The 16,810-nt window shown below is 73.3% G+C and carries 17 protein-coding genes; 6 read left to right on the forward strand and 11 right to left on the reverse strand.

What is annotated here, in order from left to right:
- Nucleotides 1–20: 20 nt before the first annotated feature.
- The gene (locus tag AC5P1B_RS12885) at nt 21–776 is read right to left on the reverse strand and encodes a GAF and ANTAR domain-containing protein (RefSeq protein ID WP_493887085.1); all 756 of its coding nucleotides are present in this window, start codon (nt 774–776) and stop codon (nt 21–23) included.
- A gap of 443 nt (nt 777–1,219) precedes the next feature.
- On the opposite strand from AC5P1B_RS12885, the gene AC5P1B_RS12890 reads away from it, so the two are divergent.
- Entirely contained in the window at nt 1,220–2,398 is a 1,179-nt protein-coding gene (locus AC5P1B_RS12890) for an FAD-dependent monooxygenase (RefSeq protein ID WP_493887086.1), read from the forward strand.
- A 71-nt stretch (nt 2,399–2,469) separates the two neighbouring features.
- Here the strand turns inward: AC5P1B_RS12890 and AC5P1B_RS12895 are convergent, their stop codons facing one another.
- Both AC5P1B_RS12895 and AC5P1B_RS12900 read right to left on the reverse strand, forming a co-directional pair.
- The gene (locus AC5P1B_RS12895) at nt 2,470–2,997 is read right to left on the reverse strand and encodes a DUF2165 domain-containing protein (RefSeq protein WP_493887087.1); all 528 of its coding nucleotides are present in this window, start codon (nt 2,995–2,997) and stop codon (nt 2,470–2,472) included.
- A 125-nt stretch (nt 2,998–3,122) separates the two neighbouring features.
- Nucleotides 3,123–3,377 carry a hypothetical protein gene (locus tag AC5P1B_RS12900; protein ID WP_493887088.1) on the reverse strand — a complete coding sequence of 85 codons (255 nt, stop codon included), beginning with the start codon at nt 3,375–3,377 and terminating at the stop codon, nt 3,123–3,125.
- Nucleotides 3,378–3,452: 75 nt separating this feature from the next.
- On the opposite strand from AC5P1B_RS12900, the gene AC5P1B_RS12905 reads away from it, so the two are divergent.
- Both AC5P1B_RS12905 and AC5P1B_RS12910 read left to right on the forward strand, forming a co-directional pair.
- A complete protein-coding gene (locus tag AC5P1B_RS12905; protein ID WP_493887089.1) occupies nt 3,453–4,772 on the forward strand; it encodes an NAD(P)/FAD-dependent oxidoreductase in 1,320 nt (439 codons plus the stop codon).
- Between the two features lie 242 nt (nt 4,773–5,014).
- The gene (locus AC5P1B_RS12910; protein WP_493887090.1) at nt 5,015–6,058 is read left to right on the forward strand and encodes a phosphatidylinositol-specific phospholipase C domain-containing protein; all 1,044 of its coding nucleotides are present in this window, start codon (nt 5,015–5,017) and stop codon (nt 6,056–6,058) included.
- A 70-nt stretch (nt 6,059–6,128) separates the two neighbouring features.
- On the opposite strand, the gene AC5P1B_RS12915 is transcribed toward AC5P1B_RS12910, so the two are convergent.
- The gene (locus AC5P1B_RS12915) at nt 6,129–6,344 is read right to left on the reverse strand and encodes a dodecin (protein ID WP_493887091.1); all 216 of its coding nucleotides are present in this window, start codon (nt 6,342–6,344) and stop codon (nt 6,129–6,131) included.
- A gap of 110 nt (nt 6,345–6,454) precedes the next feature.
- A complete protein-coding gene (locus AC5P1B_RS12920; RefSeq protein ID WP_493887092.1) occupies nt 6,455–6,916 on the reverse strand; it encodes a universal stress protein in 462 nt (153 codons plus the stop codon).
- Nucleotides 6,917–7,255: 339 nt separating this feature from the next.
- On the opposite strand from AC5P1B_RS12920, the gene AC5P1B_RS12925 reads away from it, so the two are divergent.
- Entirely contained in the window at nt 7,256–7,954 is a 699-nt protein-coding gene (locus AC5P1B_RS12925) for a DedA family protein (protein WP_493887093.1), read from the forward strand.
- A gap of 297 nt (nt 7,955–8,251) precedes the next feature.
- Complete coding sequence (locus tag AC5P1B_RS12930; protein ID WP_493887094.1) at nt 8,252–9,103, forward strand: metallophosphoesterase family protein; 852 nt, start codon at nt 8,252–8,254, stop codon at nt 9,101–9,103.
- Nucleotides 9,104–9,112: 9 nt separating this feature from the next.
- Here the strand turns inward: AC5P1B_RS12930 and egtD are convergent, their stop codons facing one another.
- Genes egtD through egtA form a run of 4 tightly spaced genes read right to left on the reverse strand, consistent with a single transcriptional unit; the run spans nt 9,113 to nt 13,629 of the window.
- Nucleotides 9,113–10,093: an L-histidine N(alpha)-methyltransferase gene (gene egtD / locus AC5P1B_RS12935; protein ID WP_493887095.1), complete on the reverse strand. Its 981-nt coding sequence runs from the start codon at nt 10,091–10,093 to the stop codon at nt 9,113–9,115.
- Complete coding sequence (gene egtC, locus AC5P1B_RS12940) at nt 10,090–10,896, reverse strand: ergothioneine biosynthesis protein EgtC (protein ID WP_493887096.1); 807 nt, start codon at nt 10,894–10,896, stop codon at nt 10,090–10,092. Before egtC ends, egtD begins: the two co-directional genes overlap by 4 nt.
- A gap of 58 nt (nt 10,897–10,954) precedes the next feature.
- Nucleotides 10,955–12,334, reverse strand: a complete 1,380-nt coding sequence (gene egtB, locus AC5P1B_RS12945) for an ergothioneine biosynthesis protein EgtB (RefSeq protein ID WP_493887097.1) — start codon at nt 12,332–12,334, stop codon at nt 10,955–10,957.
- Nucleotides 12,331–13,629, reverse strand: a complete 1,299-nt coding sequence (gene egtA, locus AC5P1B_RS12950; protein WP_493887098.1) for an ergothioneine biosynthesis glutamate--cysteine ligase EgtA — start codon at nt 13,627–13,629, stop codon at nt 12,331–12,333. Before egtA ends, egtB begins: the two co-directional genes overlap by 4 nt.
- A 156-nt stretch (nt 13,630–13,785) precedes the next feature.
- On the opposite strand from egtA, the gene AC5P1B_RS12955 reads away from it, so the two are divergent.
- A complete protein-coding gene (locus AC5P1B_RS12955) occupies nt 13,786–15,084 on the forward strand; it encodes a cytochrome P450 (protein WP_493887100.1) in 1,299 nt (432 codons plus the stop codon).
- Here the strand turns inward: AC5P1B_RS12955 and AC5P1B_RS12960 are convergent.
- Both AC5P1B_RS12960 and AC5P1B_RS12965 read right to left on the reverse strand, forming a co-directional pair.
- Nucleotides 15,062–15,817, reverse strand: coding sequence for a bestrophin-like domain (locus tag AC5P1B_RS12960; protein WP_493887102.1), 756 nt, complete (start codon nt 15,815–15,817; stop codon nt 15,062–15,064). The genes AC5P1B_RS12955 and AC5P1B_RS12960 overlap by 23 nt on opposite strands.
- 123 nt (nt 15,818–15,940) lie before the next feature.
- Nucleotides 15,941–16,729, reverse strand: a complete 789-nt coding sequence (locus AC5P1B_RS12965; protein WP_493887103.1) for a hypothetical protein — start codon at nt 16,727–16,729, stop codon at nt 15,941–15,943.
- Nucleotides 16,730–16,810 lie beyond the last annotated feature (81 nt).

Below are 16,810 nucleotides of genomic sequence, written 5' to 3' on the forward strand. Positions count from 1 at the left end.
GCCCGCGCGGCGGGACGCGCTCACGTCGGTGCTGAGCCCGAGTGGCCGGGCGGAGGCAGGACGGTCGTCCCGCTGATGACGTCCTGGGAGAGGTAAACGATCTTGAGGCGGTGGTACCGGGCATGGCGGCGCAGCTGCTCGAACGCGGTCTGGGGATCGGTGCCGTGCTGCGCAGCGAGGAATCCCTTGGCCTGTTCGATGTGGGTGCGGCTGGTCAGCGCGTGCTGGAGCTGCTGCCCCAGGGTCCGGCAGTGCTCCAGAGAGCGCTGCTGGAGAAGCACGATCGCGGTGATACCGGCCAGCGCCCGGCTCATGCGGCGATCGGACCGCAGCAGCGGTCCGGGCTCGCTGCGGAAGAGGTTCAGCACACCGATCGTGTCCTCCCGGAGCCGCACCGGGGTGGCGTGCACGGAGCGATACCCGGCTTGCCGGGCGCGGGCGGTGAAGCCGGGCCACCGCGTGGAGGGAACGGTCAGATCGGCATGGTCTACGGGGGTGCCGCTGCGATACGCGCTGAAGCAGGGGCCCTCGGCGGCGTCGAGTTCGAACAGCTCCACCACGCGCACGTTCTCGGACGAGGCCGCCACCAGCTCCAGTGACCCACCGGGCGGGGCGAGCATGACGCCCACATCCTGCACGTCCAGCAGGTTCATGCAGTACCCGCTCACCCGGTGCAGCAGATCGGCCGGGTCGTAGTCGTCGATCAGTGTGTCGGCCAGATCGACCAGCGCGGCGGCGATCCGCTCGTCGCGCGGGGAGCCCTCCGCCTCGCTCATAGGGCAGTGACCCGGGCAGCCGCGCACACGGCAAGGACCAGGACGGGCACGCGCCGGGACATATCGGCTCCGAATCGTTGGTGCGGGCAGCACCATCTCGGATCGGGGGCAGACAACGGGGGCTGGGTGGCGTACACACCGGTCGGCAAGACGGTAAGAACTCCCAACCTACAACACCCGCAAGGGCCTTCACCGCTGCTCCGGACGCCAGCGGGACATCGGCCCGGGTGACAGGCGGCCCTGCCACCGGGCGTCCGCGCCGCCTGCCGCCGCGTGTCGTCGATCCGGCCGCCGGGCCGAAGCCGTGTACGTGGCGCATTGAGGACACCCGTACGGCGAACTCAGGCTCGAAGGTGTCTGGTTCTGGCCACTGTCCAGGGCCAAGGTGGACGGGCAGCCGCGGCCGCCCGGGCCGCGGCCGGCAGCGCGACGGGGAGCGGCCCATGACCAACGCCCTGATCATCGGTGGCGGCATCGCGGGAGCCGTGACGGCGATGGCCCTGCACAAGGCGGGCATCGACGCACAGGTCTTCGAGGCCCACCAAGGGGGCACGGACGACGCGGGCGCCTTCCTCGTCGTCTTCGCCAACGGCCTGGAAGCGCTCCGGGTGATCGACGCGCACCCGCCCGTGCTGGCGCACTCCTTCCCCGCCGGGCGCGTCGAGTTCTTCAGCGATACGGGTGAGCGCGTCGGAGCCCGTCCCATCGCGGGCGTCGAACGCGGAGAGCGCGCCCTCGGGCCCCGCACGCTGCGCCGCGCCGTCCTCTACCGGGAACTGCAGCGCGAGGCGGCGAGGCGGGGCATACCCCTCCACTACGGCAAGCGGCTCGTCGCCGCCGAAACGCTCAGCGACGGGCGGGTCGCCGCCTCCTTCGCCGACGGCAGCCGCGCCGAAGGAGACCTGCTCATCGGCGCGGACGGCATCCACTCCGTCACCCGTGCCGTCATCGACCCCGCGGGACCCCGCCCCCGCTACGCGGGCCAGCACACCGTATGCGGCTACACCCGCTCCGCCCCGCGCCCGCCCGCGGCCGACACGTACACCATGATCTCCGGCAAGCGCGCCTTCTTCGGCTGCACGCTCGCCCCGGACGGCGGCGTGTGGTGGTTCGCCAACGCGCCGGGGCCCGAGCTGTCCAGGGCCGAGCTCGCCGCGACCACCCCGGCGCAGTGGCGCGACCGCGTCGCAGGGCTCTTCTCCGACGACGACACCATCGCCGCCGACGTGATCCGCTCCACCGGCGCCCACATCACCGGCTCCAACTCCTACGACATCGCCTCCACACCCACCTGGTTCACCGACACCATGGTCGTCATCGGTGACGCCGCGCACGCGACCACCCCCAACGCCGCCCAGGGCGCCTCGATGGCCATCGAGGACGGCATCGTCCTCGCCATCTGCCTGCGGGACCGGCCCAGCCCGCGGCGGGCGTTCGCCGCGTACGAGGAACTGCGCCGCGAACGGGTGGAGAAGGCCGTCGCCACGAGCGCCCGCATGGCGCGCCAGACCACACCAGGCCCGGCGAGCGGGGCGGCCGGCGGCAGCGGGGCGCCGCGCCGCACCGACCGGGGCGGGGCGGGCGCGGAGAACTGGCTGACCGACTACCGCATCCAGTGGTGAGGCGCATCCAGTGGTGAGGCCGGGCGCCGCGCCTGCGGCCTGCCGCGCCCGGGAACGTTCGCGGCGCGCCGTCAGCCCTCGTCCCTGACCGGGAGATGGACGACCAGCAGCGCGAAGGCGGCGAGTGCCACGTTGCGGGCGGCGGCGTCAAGGCCGTTCCAGTCGTCCGACTGCCACATGGCGAACCACTCGCCGCCGATCGCCATGAAGCCCCCGCCGAACAGCACCAGCACCATCAGCAGGCCCACGGTACTCAGCCGCCTGGCGCGCGACACGCCACCGTGCCGGGACGCGCCGCCGTGCCGCAGGGCCATGGCCCACACCACGGTCGCCGCGATCAGCACCAGCGCGGCGGCTGTCTCCCACCCGATGATGGCGACGTACGCGATGTCCGCCACCGTCTCCGACTCGATGGCCCGCCACATCAGGTCCGGGTCCTTGAACGTCGTGTCCATCGCCAGTACGTGGCGCACGAACGCGCGGTTGGTGCCGAAGTCGGTGATGTTGCCGAACGCCACGAGCGCCATGTACAGGGCGACCACGCCGGTGAGCGCGGTGGCCGCGAGCGGCAGCGGACTGAACGGTTTCCTGGCGGTCATGAGTCCTCCACGTGAGTCAACTGACTCCAGTGTCCGCGCGTTCGCCGCTGGCCATCACTGAGGGGGGCGCGGCGCTTCGCGCGGCGTACCTCGGGGCGTTCCACGGGGGTGTTCCGCGCTGAGCGTCAGCCCGCCGAGCCCGCCGAGCCCGCCGAGCCCGCCGCGGCCTCGGTCGGAGCAGCGGTCGGGGCGGTGACCGGGGCGGTGACCGGGGCGGTGACCGGGGCGGTGACCGGGGCGGTGACCGGGGCGGTGACCGGGGCGGTGACCGAGGACGTGTCGGCGTGGCCCTCGCCCGTGGCCTCCGCCTCCACCTCGGCCTGTACGGCACCGGTCCGCGCGGTCCGCCGTCCCCGCCCCGCCCCGCCGACGTTTGCCACCGGGCCGTGCGGGGACCCGGTACGTCCGCGACCGGTCGCGGAAGGTCCGCCGTCCCCGAAGCCTTGGAGCCGAGAGTGAAGCCCGTCCGGATCGTCATCGTCGGAGCCGGATTCGCTGGCTACCAGACCGCCCGCCAGCTGTCCCGGAGCGCTCGGGGCAACGCTGAGATCGTGCTCGTGAACCCCAATGACTATTTTCTCTACCTGCCCCTGCTACCGCAGGTCGCGGCCGGAATCCTGGAGCCCCGCCGGGTCTCGGTGTCGCTCACCGGCACCCTGCCGGGCGTGCGCCTGGTGCTCGGCGAAGCCGACGCGGTCGACCTCGACGCGCGCACCGTCGGCTACACCGACCCCGAGGGGCGGCGCGGCGAGCTGCGCTACGACCGGCTGGTGCTGACCGTCGGCAGTGTCAACAAGCTGCTGCCGATCCCCGGCGTCGCCGAGCACGCGCACGGCTTCCGCGGCATGCCGGAGGCGCTGTACTTGCGTGACCACATGACCCGGCAGATCGAACTGGCCGGGGCCGCCGCCGACGACCGGGAGCGCGCCAGCCGGTCCACCTTCGTGGTGGTCGGCGCGGGCTATACGGGCACGGAGGTCGCCGCGCACGGCAAGCCGTACACCGACGCGCTCACCCGGCAGAACGCCGGGCTGCGGAACACGCCGACGCGCTGGCTGCTGCTCGACCTGGCCCCCCGGGTGCTGCCCGAGCTGGACCGGCGCCTGTCCGACACCGCTGACCGGGTCCTGCGGGCCCGTGGCGTGGACGTACGGACCAAGACGTCGGTCAAGGAGGCAACCCCTGACGGCGTGCTCCTCGACGACGGGGAGTTCGTGGAGACGCGGTCCCTGATCTGGTGCGTGGGTGTGCGGCCCGATCCGCTGGTGGCCGGTCTCGGCCTGCCCACGGAGCGCGGGCGGCTGTGCGTCGACCAGTACCTGAACGTGCCCGGCCATCCCGAGGTGTTCTCCTGCGGTGACGCGGCCGCCGTCCCCGACCTGACCAAGCCCGGTGAGTACACGCCGATGACCGCACAGCACGCCGGGCGCCAGGGCAAGACCGCCGCCCACAACGTCGCCGCGTCCTGCGGCGTCGGCACCAAGCGCCCGTACAAGCACCACGATCTCGGCTTCACCGTGGACCTCGGCGGGACCGAGGCGGCCGCCAACCCGCTGCACGTACCGCTGTCCGGCCCGCTGGCCAACGCCGTGACCCGGGGCTACCACCTGATGGCCATGCCAGGAAACCGGGTCAGGGTGGCGGCCGACTGGGCGCTGGACGCCGCGCTGCCGCGCCAGGGCGTGCAGCTCGGACTGGTCCGCTCCGGTTCGGTGCCCCTGGACACCGCCACCCCGGAACTGGCCCACTTCCCCGGCCACGCCCCGCCCAGCTGAGGCAGCCGCCCGCCTTCCCTGCCCTCAGCGAGCCCTTCAGAGCCGCGGGTCAGCCCGCCCCGGACCAGCTCCAGCCAGACCAGCTCCAGCCAAGCCCGGCGGAGCTGCGGCCCCGGTCCGTCATCGCCCCCGCCGACGACCGGGGCCGTCCCCCGCCCCCGTTCCCCTCCCTCCTGGCAGCTCCCGAGGCGGCTGCCGTACGCTGACGCGCGATCACGACGGCGGCGGTGAGGGCGGGACGGATGAACAAGGCGGCATACCAGGGCACGGTGGCGATAGCGGCTCTGGCGGCACTGTCCGTCGCCGCGGCACCGGCGGGAGCGCGCGCGGCGGCGGCCGACGACCCGGCGTTCTCCGCCACCACCTCGGTCGGCGTGCACAACGCGTACGAGAAGAGCTCCTACCCGTACTTCGCCGACGCGCTGGACTCCGGTGCCTCGCTGCTCGAACTCGACGTATGGACCAACGGTCTCAGCTCGCGGTGGCGGGTCTCGCACAGCAACCCGCTCGGCAACGACAACAACTGCGAGAACGCGGACTCCGCCGCCAAGCTCCGCACCCTGCCCCGCGATCAGAGCCTGCCTGGCTGCCTGGCCGACATGCGGGCCTGGCACGAGGCGAACCCCGGCCACCGGCCCATCGTGCTCAAGGTCGAACTGAAGGACGGATTCAACGACCGGCGCGGCCGGGGCCCCGACGAGTTCGACGCCCTGCTCGACGCGGGCCTGGGCGACGCGCTGTACCGGCCCGCTGACCTCGTGGCCGGACACGGCAGCCTGGACGCGGCGGTGCGGGCGAAGGGCTGGCCCACGCGCGGCGCGCTCGCGGGCAAGTTCATCGTCGAGCTGATCCCCGGCACCGTCGAGGAGAACAACCCGCTGGACAAGCTGTGGACCGACCGCGAGTACGCGACGCACCTGCGCGACCTGGCCGACCGGGGCGAACTGGGCCGGGCCACCGCGTTCCCCGCCGTGCACGGTGCCGTCGCGGGAGACCCGCGCGCCCGCTACCAGGACGCCGCCATCCGGCCGTGGTTCGTGCTGTTCGACGGCGACGCGGCCACCTACGCGGGCAGCGGCATCGACACCGCCTGGTACGACGAGCGGCACTACCTGCTCATCATGACCGACGCGCACAAGGTGCCCCCGGCGATCGACGGCACCCGCCCCACCGAGCAGCAGGCCCGCGCCCGCGTCGGCGAACTGGCCTCCCGGCACGCGAGCTTCGCGACCGCCGACTGGTACCCGCTGCCGGGCGCGCTCTCCACCGTCGTGCCGCGCGGCTGACCCCGCCACGCCCGCCCCCGGCACTGGGCCGGGGAGAGCGCGGGGTCAGGAGCCGGCGTCGCCCGACGCGTCAGTCGGAGTCCTCCAGCCGGAAACCGACCTTGAGACCCACCTGGTAATGCTCGATCACGCCATTCTCGATCTGCCCGCGTACTTCCTTGACCTCGAACCAGTCGAGGTTGCGCACGGTCTTCGAGGCGCGGTTGATCCCGTTGCGGATCGCCGCGTCCACGCCCTCATGCGACGTGCCGACGATCTCGGTCACCCGGTAGGTGTGGTTGGACATCTTCGACTCCCGGCTCCCTTGGGTGCTGGTCTGTCCTCCCACCGTGCCCTACCCGACCGTGCCGCGCGAGCCGGGCGGCGCACGCTCCCTCGGGCCGCGGCGGCGGGCCGCTACGGAACGACGGTCACCGGCCAGCGCCCGGCCTTCACGAGCCGGAGGGCGACCGAGCCGATGATCCGGTGCCCCGCCTGCTCGGAGACGCCGACCACCACCGCGTCCGCCTTGAGCTGCTCGGCCGCCGTCACCAGGCCGTTGTACGGGTCGCCGCGGAAGGTGTGGAACTCCCAGCGCACCTCGAAGACCCCCCGCAGCCGCTCCGTGGCGGCCCGCATCTCCGCGATCAGCTCCTCGGCGATCTCGCCCGTGGCCTCCACGACCGGAGCGCCCAGCGTCGCGCCCGCGGCCAGTACGGGCTGTACGTAGACCACGGCCAGCAGGGCGTTCTGCCGCCTGGCCAGACCGGCGGCGTAGGCCGCCGCGCGCCATGACGATTCCGAGCCGTCCAGGCCGACGACGATGACCTTCGGGCCGTCCGTTCCGCGTTCGAAGTCCGCGGGCACTTTGTCCACCACAGGTGCGAGGTTAACGGCCGGTACGGCCCCCGCCACCGCTGGGCCCCCGCGAGGCGCGCCCCGCTGTCAGGGCGGGCCACCGCCCGCTGACGCTCGCCGCCGCCGGGAGCCGGTCGCGGACACCCGGGCCGGTGGCGAGGCCGACGGCGAGGCCGGTGTGACCCGGTGCGGCGCTCGCGGCCCCGGCGGCGGCTGTTCCCGGCCAGATCTCCACAAGTGAGAGGGATCAGTTCGTACCCCTATCTTTCTTGATTTTGTGTTGCCTGGCACGAGGTCCGTTGTCAGCGTTGTTATACGGGCGTGCCGCCGTTGCCGTGGCACCCGACGAGAGGTGGCCGGATGGACGCCGTACCGGTGACGAAGTCCCTGGCCGCCCTCGGACTCCTGCACGGAACGGGGCTCGCCGGGGGACTGGCGGACGGCCTGGAACGCGAGCTGTCCGACGGCGCCGCCTGGGCCTACGCACTGCTGGTGATCACCACCCTGCCGCCCCTCGTGCCGAACTCGGCGCTGCTGGTCACCAGCGGGGTGCTCGCGTCACGCGGCAGCCTCAACATCGTTCTGGTCCTGCTGGTCGTCGCAGGGAGCGCGCTGCTCGGCGATCTGCTGCTGCACTGGTGCGGCAGCCGGTTCAGCGGCCCCGTACAGCGCTGGGCCGACCGCAGGACACGCCGCAAGTCGCTGCTCGCCTGGTCGGCGAGCCAGATCCAGCGGCACGGGGTGCCGTTCGTGATCGGCGTACGCTTCCTGCCCAGTGGCCGCCTCATCGGCGCGCTCGGCGCCGGTGTCGTCGGCTACCCCGCGCACCGCTACCTCATCGGTGCCGGCATCGCCGAGTCGATCTGGGCGAGCTATTCGGTCGGCCTCGGTTACCTCGGCAGTGCCGCGGCCGGCAACCGGTGGCTCGCCATCGCGATCGGCTGCGCCGTCTCCCTCCTGGTGGCCTCGGCGGGCAGCCTCTTCCAGCTCAGAGCCCGCCGCGCGATGGCCCATCAGGTGGCGCTGGAGTCCGAAGACGGTCCCACCACGGAGGGTTGACGCCCGGGCAGGGGTGACCTTCGTCGCTCGCCTCGAACTGCCGCACTATGCGATCCTTTCGGGAAACGACCTTGTGCGACGGCCGTCGGGGGCTGCCGTCACCGTGACACCGGCACGCGCGGGGGCGCGGCCCGTACGGGACGTCGGCGGCCGCCCGCACGGCACGGTGCGGCGAGAACGGGAGAGACGAATGCGCGGTACGCCCGTCGAAGACGGCGTGGACATAAGGCGGCTGACGCGGGCCGCAGGCCCGGCCGGTCCCGTGGAGCGGACCGCGGCGACCCTGGTGCCGTCCCGGTGACGGGCGGCGGGCACCACGGTGAACTCCTCGCCGTCAGCGACCTGCACGTCAGCTACCAGGACAACCGCGACATCACCGAGAAGCTGCGGCCGGACTCCGACGAAGACTGGCTGATCGTCGCCGGGGATGTCGGCGAGGTGTTCGAGGACATCGAGCGGACCCTGCGGATGCTGAGCGAGCGGTTCGCCAAGGTGATCTGGGCGCCGGGCAACCACGAGCTGTGGAGCCACCCCAAGGACCCCCTGGAACTGCGCGGAGTGGCGCGCTACGACCGCCTGGTGGAGATGTGCCGCTCCTTGGGCGTCAGCACGCCCGAGGACCCCTACGCGGTGTGGCAGGGCGTCGCAGGGCCGCTCACCATCGCCCCGGTCTTCACGCTGTACGACTACACCTTCCGCGCCAACCCCCGGCACACGCAGGCGGAGGCGCTGGCCGCCGCCTACGAGTCGGGCGTGGTCTGCACCGACGAGCACTTCCTGCACCCCGACCCGTACCCGAGCAGGGAAGCCTGGTGCCGGGCCCGGGTGGCCGAGACGGAGCGGCGGCTGTCGGAGATCGACCCCGCCGCCCCGCCTGTGCTCATCAACCACTGGCCGCTCACCCGGCTGCCCACCGAGGTGCTGTACTACCCCGACTTCGCGCTGTGGTGCGGCACCAAGCTCACCGCCGACTGGCACCGGCGCTTCAACGCCGCCGCCGTCATCTACGGTCACCTCCACATCCCGCGCGTCACCACCGAGGACGGTGTGCGGTTCGAGGAGGTCTCCCTCGGCTATCCCCGCGAGTGGCGGCGCAGGGGGCTCCCGGAGACCCTGCTGCGCCGGGTGCTGCCCGAGGTGGCCCGGTGACCTGACGGGTCAGGACGGCGCGGCCGGGCTCTCGGGCGTGGACAGCGAGAGCGCGAACCGGCCCGCGCCGTCCGTCCACCAGTGGCGCAGCCCGAGCCCGGCCGCGGAGAGTTCGGCGGCCACTCCCTCCCGCCGGAACTTGGCGGAGACCTCGGTGCGCATCTCCTCGCCCGCCTCGAAGGTCACCGCGAGATCGAGGGCGGGAATCTTGGCGGTCACAGGGGCCGTGGCCCGCAACCGCATCTCGATCCACTCGTGTTCCGCGTCCCACCGGGCGACGTGCTCGAAGTCCGCCGGGTCGAAGTCGGCGCCGAGTTCGCGGTTCACCACCGACAAAACGTTTTTGTTGAACTCGGCCGTGACACCCGCCGCGTCGTCGTACGCGGCGAGCAGCACCTTCTCCTCCTTGACCAGGTCGGTGCCGAGCAGCAGCGCGTCCCCCGGTCCGAGCAGCGAACGCACCGAGGCGAGGAAGTGCGCACGCTCATCCGGCAGCAGGTTGCCGATGGTGCCGCCGAGGAAGACCAGCAGCCGGGGGCCCGGCGTACGGGGCAGCTCCAGCCGCTGCTGGAAGTCGGCGACGAGGGCGTGCACCGCCAGCCCCGGACGCTCGCCGAGCAGGGCGTGCCCGGCGAGGGAGAGGGCGCTCTCGCTGACGTCCACCGGCACATAGGCCCGCAGCCGCGGCAGCGCGTCGAGCAGCAGCCGGGTCTTCTCCGAGGAGCCGGAGCCCAGCTCCACCAGGGTCAGAGCACCGGCCGCCGCGGCGATGTCAGGCGCCCGCTCGGTCAGGATCTCGCGCTCGGCACGGGTCGGGTAGTACTCGGGAAGCCGGGTGATCTCTTCGAACAGCTCGCTGCCGCGCGCGTCGTAGAACCACTTGGGCGGCAGCCACTTGGGCTCGGCGGTCAGCCCGGCGGACACGTCGGTGCGCAGAGCGGCCGCTGTCGCGTTGGCGGGGAGCGTGCGGGTCAGGGCGAACGGGCTCACGCGGAGGACTCCTTGAGCGGGTGGAACTGCTGGAAAGAACGGGGTAGCGGCGCGGTGGGGCCGAGTGCGGTGAGATCGGCGCCGGACCGGGTGGCGGTCAGCAGCGTGCGGTCGGGCACCTCGGCCCAGCGCGGGTCGTCGTCGTACGGCTCGGAGGCCACGACGACCGCCCGCGCCTCCTGGTCGGCGAGATACCACAGGCTGTCGCCCCAGGCGGTGGCGGCGATCGTCACCCCGTCGGTGAGCAGCAGATTGAGCCGGGAACCGGGAGCGGTGGCGTCCACCGCCGTCACGGTCCCGGCGAGCGCCTGGCCCACGGTGGCGCCGCCGCACAGCCGGCGCAGCGCCAGCGCCCAGAGGAACGCCGCGTCACAGCGTGCCTCCATGCTCAGCAGGGCGTCGGCGGGCAGCGTGCGCACCAGGCCGGCCATCGTGCGGGGCCACCCCTGGACCGCGCCGTTGTGGCTGAACAGCCACCGCTCCGAGGTGAACGGGGCGGCGGCCGCCTCACCGTCGGCGCCGCTCTCGGTGGCGTCGCGTACGGCGGCGAGGAACGACCCGGAGCGGATCACCCGGGCCAGGTCGGCGAACGACTCGTCGGCCCAGATGGGCCCGGCCCGCCGGTAGCGGGCGGGCCGTGGGTCGTCGGCCGTGTACCAGCCGACGCCGAACCCGTCGGCGTTGACCGTCCCGTGCCGCTGGCGGCGCGGTGCCCAGGACTGGCGCAGCAGCGAGTGCGGTGGATGGGTGAGAACGGCGCCGAGGTTCACCGCGTCCCCGACATACGCGAGGTGCCTGCACATCAGCGCCGCCTCCCCGCGGCCGGACGGCGGGCCGGGCGCCCGGCCCCGGCAGCCGCCCTCACCGCTCGTCCGGGTGCGCGTCGCGGGCCGTGCGGAATCCGGAGAAGATCTGGCGACGCACCGGCAGGTCCCAGTTGCGGAACGTGCCCCGGCAGGCCACCGGATCGACGGCGAAGGAACCGCCGCGCAGCACCTTGTGGGCACCGCCGAAGAAGACTTCCGAGTACTCGCGGTAGGGGAAGGCGGCGAACCCCGGGTACGGCAGGAAGTCGTCGGCCGTCCACTCCCACACGTCCCCGATCAGCTGCCGCACCCCGAGCGGTGAGGCGCCCAGCGGGTAGCCGCCGACGGGCGCGGGACGCAGATGCCGCTGGCCGAGGTTGGCGTGCCCGGGGGTGGGGTCGGCGTCTCCCCACGGGTAGCGGCGGGAACGCCCGGTCGCCGGGTCGTGGCGTGCGGCCTTCTCCCACTCCGCCTCGGTGGGCAGCCGCCGCCCCGCCCAGCGGGCGTACGCGTCGGCCTCGTACCAGCTCACATGCAGCACCGGCTCATCGGGCGGTACGTCCTCGACGGAGCCGAACCGCCGCCGCAGCCAGGCACCGCCCTCCCGCCGCCAGAACAGGGGAGAGGTCAGGCCGTGTTCGCGCACCAGCGCCCACCCCTCGGGGCGCCACCAGCGCTGCCGCGCGTAGCCGCCGTCCTCCATGAACCGCAGATACGCGCCGTTGCTCACCGGCACCGTGTCGATGTGGAACGCGGGCAGCGTCCTGCTGTGCGCGGGGCGCTCGTTGTCCAGCGCCCACGGCTCGGCCGAGGTCCCCATCGTGAACTCACCCCCGGCTACCAGCACCTCGGCGGGCAGCCGGACGGCGTCGGCCGGTGCGGCGGGAGGCTCGGGGGCGGTGAGCACGGTGGTCCCCCGGCGCAGCTGATGCGTGATCAGCATCGTCTCGTCGTGCTGCTGCTCGTGCTGGGCGATCATCCCGAAGGCGAACGCGGCGTCCAGCAGCGGACCGCCGCGCAGCGGGCTGCTCTCCAGCACGTCGAGCACCCGGCCACGCACATCGGCGGTGTAGCCGCGCGCCTCGGCGGGCGGCAGCAGCGGCAGCGTGGGGCGTGCGGCGCGCGGATGCTCGAACGCGTCGTAGACGGTGTCGATCTCAGGCCGCAGCGCCTCCTGCCCTGCGACGGTACGCAGCAGCCACTGCTCCTCCTGGTTGCCGATATGCGCCAGATCCCACACCAGGGGCGACATCAGGGGGGAGTGCTGGGCGGTCAGCTCACCGTCGTCCACGCAACCGGTGAGGTGGGCGGTGCGCAGCCGGGCGCGGCGGAGGGCGCCCAGCGCGCGGGCCCGAAGCGCTTCCGAGCCGAGGTCGTCCGCCGGGCCTGTGCCGACGGCGGGGCCGGGGCCGGTCCGTTGGGGTGCGGCGGTCATGGGCGGCTGTCCTTCCCGTGTACGGAGTCGAGCAGATCGTCAGCGGGACATCTGCCCCGCGCGACATAGCGCTCGGCGAAGGCGGCGACGGCGGCCTGGACCGCGCCCGGTGCGCGGAGCCGGGGCAGCGCCTCCCGGGCGATGGCGAAGCAGGCACCGGCCGCCGCGCGCAGTTCCGGGTCGGTCAGGGCGTCGCGCGCCGCGCGCCGCCACAGCGGATTGCGTGGCGCGGGCCCGGGGCCCGCCATGTCGGCGAGCGGCTTGACCACGCGGTACACGGACTCGGCGGCCTCCTGGTCGTCGAAGAGGGCGGCGGTCACCGCGAGCGGGACGACCCAGCCGTCAGCACCCGGCTGAGCGTCGATCATGCGCAGTTCCAGATGCCCGCGCGGGCGGACCGGCGGAAACAGGGTCGAGATGTGGTAGGCCACGTCGTCGGCGCTCGGGGGTCTCGGCAGGCCGCCGGCGACCCAGCTCCGGAGGCTGAGCCGCTCGGGCACCGTCCACGGCCCGGCGTCCTCCTCGCTGGTCCCGTGGTCCTCGTTCCGTACGCACATCACGGGCGCGTCCAGCACATACGCGGCCCACGCGGCCCGCGGGTCGGGGCCGTCGGCGGGGGCCTGCGTGCGGCCGGGGTCGAGCATCGTCCACGCGGCCTGCCTGGTGGAGCGCCATCCGGTCGGTCTGCCCTGGTCCAGTGGCGAATTGGCGAAAGCGGCGACGAGCACCGCGCCCAGCAGATGCGCCAGCCGCCACCGCCGCCCGAAACCCAGCGGCCCCGGCTCCTCATGCCCCGCGTCGAGGCAGACCTGCACGGAGGCGGTACGGCACATCATGGTGCGGCCCGCCGGGCCCCAGCGGTCGAAGTAGCGCTCCATCGCGCCGTAGCGGGCCTGGGTGAGCAGTCTGCGGGGCGGCCGCCACGGATCGACGCCGTGACCGGCGAGGCCGAGGCCCAGGGGAGTCAGTGCCGCTCTGACGGCGGCCAGGTCCTCGGCCATCTCCCGCACACAGGCGGTGAGGGAGGACGCTGGGAGGGAGCTGAGTTCGAGCTGCCCGCCCGGTTCGAAGGTGAGGGCGGAACGCAGCGGGAGAGTCCTTAGGCCGTCCGTGGCGGCGGTGAGCCGCGAGGGATGTACGGGCCGGACGGGGTCGTGAAGGTCGTGCACAAGCCATTCGAGCTCGACACCGAGCTTGCTCGGCGGGCCTGTCTTGAAACAGATGCCCCGTACCAGGACATCCACTTCGGCTTCGGTGACCGTCCGCGCACGCGACGGCCGCAGCTGTTCGGGCATATCCAGCCTCCCGTCCGCCGGGTCATGCTCATCCGGCCCGGTGGGGGCACGGTGCCCCGCACCACCTATAGCCACCGTGGTGGCCCACACTCAAGAGCGCCCGCCTCTTGACTACCCCTTGACGCAGCCACCACAGCTCATCGTACGGTCGCGGACGTGAAACCTCTCGTGGCGTCCGCGGTCTTCCACCCCGGCACGTATGCCGAGGGGGTGCCCTACCCGCTGTTCCGCCAGGCACGCGCGGCGCACCCGGTGTGCTGGGCCGAGGAGCCCGCCGTCGGCCCCTGGCCCGCCGGGCCCGGCTACTGGGCGGTGTTCCGGCACGCCGACGTCAAACATGTGCTGCGCACCCCCGAGGTCTTCTCCTCGCACCTGGGCGCCACCCAGATCCGCGACCCCGACACGCCCACCGACCTGGAGTTCGTCCGGGCGATGATGCTCAACCAGGACCCGCCCGACCACTCCCGGCTGCGCCGTATCGTCGCCGCCGCCCTCACCCCGCGCGCCGTCCGCGAGCTGGAGGGCGTCATCGAGGCCCGGGCGGCCGGACTGCTCGACTCCGTCGTGGACCAGGGCGAGGCCGACTACGTCGAGCTCGCCGCGGACCTGCCGGTGTGGACCCTCGCCCATGTCATGGGCGTCCCGGAGCAGGACAGGCGGCTGCTGTTCGACTGGGCCAGCCGGGTGATCGGCTACCAGGACGCCGACTACGCCCAGTCACGCACCGCCGATCCGGCCGGGCTCAGCGCCATGGGCCGCGCCGCCCTCGCCCACCGGCCCGCCTCCATGACCCGGCCCGACGGCCGCCCGCTCAACCCACGCTCCCGGGAGGCCCTGGCCGACATGTTCCACTACGCGCACGCGCTCGCCGAGCGGCCACGGCCAGGCAGCGTCATGGCGCGGATGCGGGAGGGCGGCCTGACCCGGGCGGAGTTCGAGAACATGTTCTTCCTGTTCGCCGTCGCCGGGAACGAGACGCTCCGCAACGGCCTCCCCGGCGGCCTGCTCACTCTTCTGGACCACCCCGGCCAGCTGGAACTCCTGCGACGGCGGCCCGAACTGACCGGCACGGCCATCGAGGAGATCCTGCGGTTCTGGCCGCCGGTCATCGACTTCCGCCGCACAGCGACCAGGGACGTCGAACTCGGCGGAGCGCGCGTCAGGCGCGGCGAGAAGGTCGTTGTCTACCACGCGTCGGCCAACCGCGACGAGACCGTCTTCGACGACCCGGACCGCTTCGACATCACCCGCACGCCCAACGACCACGTCAGCTTCGGGTACGGCCCGCACTTCTGCCTCGGCGCCCACCTCGGCCGCGTGCAGCTGCGGACCATGCTGCGGCAGACCCTCGACCGGCTGCCCGGTCTGCGCCGGTCGGGTGCGGCCGTGCGGCTGACCTCCAACTTCCAGAACGGGCTCAAGAGCCTGCCGGTCAGCTGGGAAACAGGTCGGTGAACGGGGCCGCCGCCTCGGCGGCCGACCTGCCGAACGGGGCGTCGAAGTGCCAGACCAGGAACAGCAGGAAGGCGATCAGCGCACTGAACAGCCCGGCCAGGGACAACTCCCGTGGCGAGCGGCGGATCTGCAAGGTGAAGATCAGTCCCACGGTCACCATCGCCCCGCCGACCAGGCCGAACCACACCACCCCCGGCAGCGTCGCGCCCGCGCTCTGCTCCCTGGCTCCCCGCGCGTCATCGGCGGCGGCGACCTGGTCGACCAGCGGCTGGTAGGTCTGCGCGGCGAGTTCGCCGCGCGGCTCGTACCCCGCCACGTCATGGCGCAGCTTCCGCAGCAACGCGTCACCGCGCTCGGAGAGTTCACCCTTGTCGATCATCCGGGGGAACTCCTCGTCCACCACATACGTCACGTACGCGTCGACGTCCGCGCGGATACGGTCCCGCACCGGCGCCGGATACACGTGGGCCCGTTCGCTCACCTCGTGCAGCGCCTGCGCCTCAAGCCGTACGGTGTCACCGGCCGCGCCCCTGCCCTCCCAGACCCCGGCGATGGCCAGGCCCAGCACGATGGCGTACACCACACCGATCATCATCGCCATGTACTCGATGACGTCCGGCGTCTCGGACGGGTCGTCGTCCTCGCCGATGCGGCGCTGGTTGAGGAGGACGATGACGAGGACGACCGCGCAGGCCGCGGCCATCGCGAGGGACAGGACGAACCATTCGGACATGGGAGACCTCCGGACGCCGACGCGCGACACGTCGGCGGAGAGCTGGAGCGGGGGGCTGAACCGTGGAGCGCCGCCCGCGCGGCTGGCACGGGCGGCGGCTCGCCGGCTGGTCCGGTGGCCGGTCTAACGACGGCGGCCGCGGGTGGCGGAGCGGGCCCGCATGGCGGCAGCGGCGAGCACCGCGGGCACCGTGAGGAGCAGGGTGAGCGTCACGACGGAGGCTCCGCGCTCCGGTTGCTGCCGCGACGGCTTGTGGTAGGCGCGCAGCTCGATCTCCTTCGGTCGCTTCGACTGGGAAGGCTCGGGCTTGGGAGGTGCGGGCTGCGGGGCCTCGGACGTCGAAGGCTCGGGCTCGGGCGGGGGCGCGGAGGGCGCCTGCGTCGGCGTGCGGGGTGGCGCGGGCCGGGCGGCGACGGGTGGCGTCTGCCGCGCGGGCGGCGGCGTCGGGGGCCGTACGGTCGGCGGAGCGGGCCGCGGGGGCGGCTTCGGGGTGACCGGCGGCGCGGTGGGCGGTCGCGGGGTGGGCGGGCTCGGCTCCGGTGGGCTCGGCTCCGGGGGAGTCGGCCGTGGCGGGGTGGGCGTGGGACACGATCCGAGCTGGACCACGGCCGTGGTGCCGCCCGCCGACGCGCTGACGCACACCCCGCACGGGCCGACCGCCACCGAGGCGGACGCGTCACCGGCGGACGCGCTCACCTCCACGCGGGGGACTCCCGGCCCGGGCCGTCCCGGCCGCGCCGACCCGGGTCCCTCCATCCGCGCGGAGCCGTCACCGGCCTCGACCCGCGTGCCGCCAACGGTGACGGAGCTGCCGTCACCCCCGTCACCCGCCGAGGCCGTGGCCCCCGCCGAAGCCAGGACGACGGCCGCGATCCCTACCCCTGAACGGGCTGCCCAGTGCCATCGGTTCACGCCGCCATGCTGTGCGCCCCTGGTGGCGGGGAGCCACAGAGGCGGCAGCGGATTCCTCCGATGGGCTGAAAACCGTACGCC

This window comes from Streptomyces sp. A01 (genome assembly GCF_059026195.1).

Bases quoted from the DNA above. Each gene is read 5' to 3' on its own strand.
- egtC (WP_493887096.1), bottom strand. From the start codon at position 10,896: ATGTGCAGGCACCTCGCGTATGTCGGGGACGCGGTGAACCTCGGCGCC.
- AC5P1B_RS12925 (WP_493887093.1), top strand. From the start codon at position 7,256: ATGGACGCCGTACCGGTGACGAAGTCCCTGGCCGCCCTCGGACTCCTG.
- AC5P1B_RS12915 (WP_493887091.1), bottom strand. From the start codon at position 6,344: ATGTCCAACCACACCTACCGGGTGACCGAGATCGTCGGCACGTCGCAT.
- egtB (WP_493887097.1), bottom strand. From the start codon at position 12,334: ATGACCGCCGCACCCCAACGGACCGGCCCCGGCCCCGCCGTCGGCACA.
- AC5P1B_RS12890 (WP_493887086.1), top strand. From the start codon at position 1,220: ATGACCAACGCCCTGATCATCGGTGGCGGCATCGCGGGAGCCGTGACG.
- AC5P1B_RS12885 (WP_493887085.1), bottom strand. From the start codon at position 776: ATGAGCGAGGCGGAGGGCTCCCCGCGCGACGAGCGGATCGCCGCCGCG.
- AC5P1B_RS12960 (WP_493887102.1), bottom strand. From the start codon at position 15,817: ATGTCCGAATGGTTCGTCCTGTCCCTCGCGATGGCCGCGGCCTGCGCG.
- AC5P1B_RS12895 (WP_493887087.1), bottom strand. From the start codon at position 2,997: ATGACCGCCAGGAAACCGTTCAGTCCGCTGCCGCTCGCGGCCACCGCG.
- egtA (WP_493887098.1), bottom strand. From the start codon at position 13,629: ATGCCCGAACAGCTGCGGCCGTCGCGTGCGCGGACGGTCACCGAAGCC.
- AC5P1B_RS12910 (WP_493887090.1), top strand. From the start codon at position 5,015: ATGAACAAGGCGGCATACCAGGGCACGGTGGCGATAGCGGCTCTGGCG.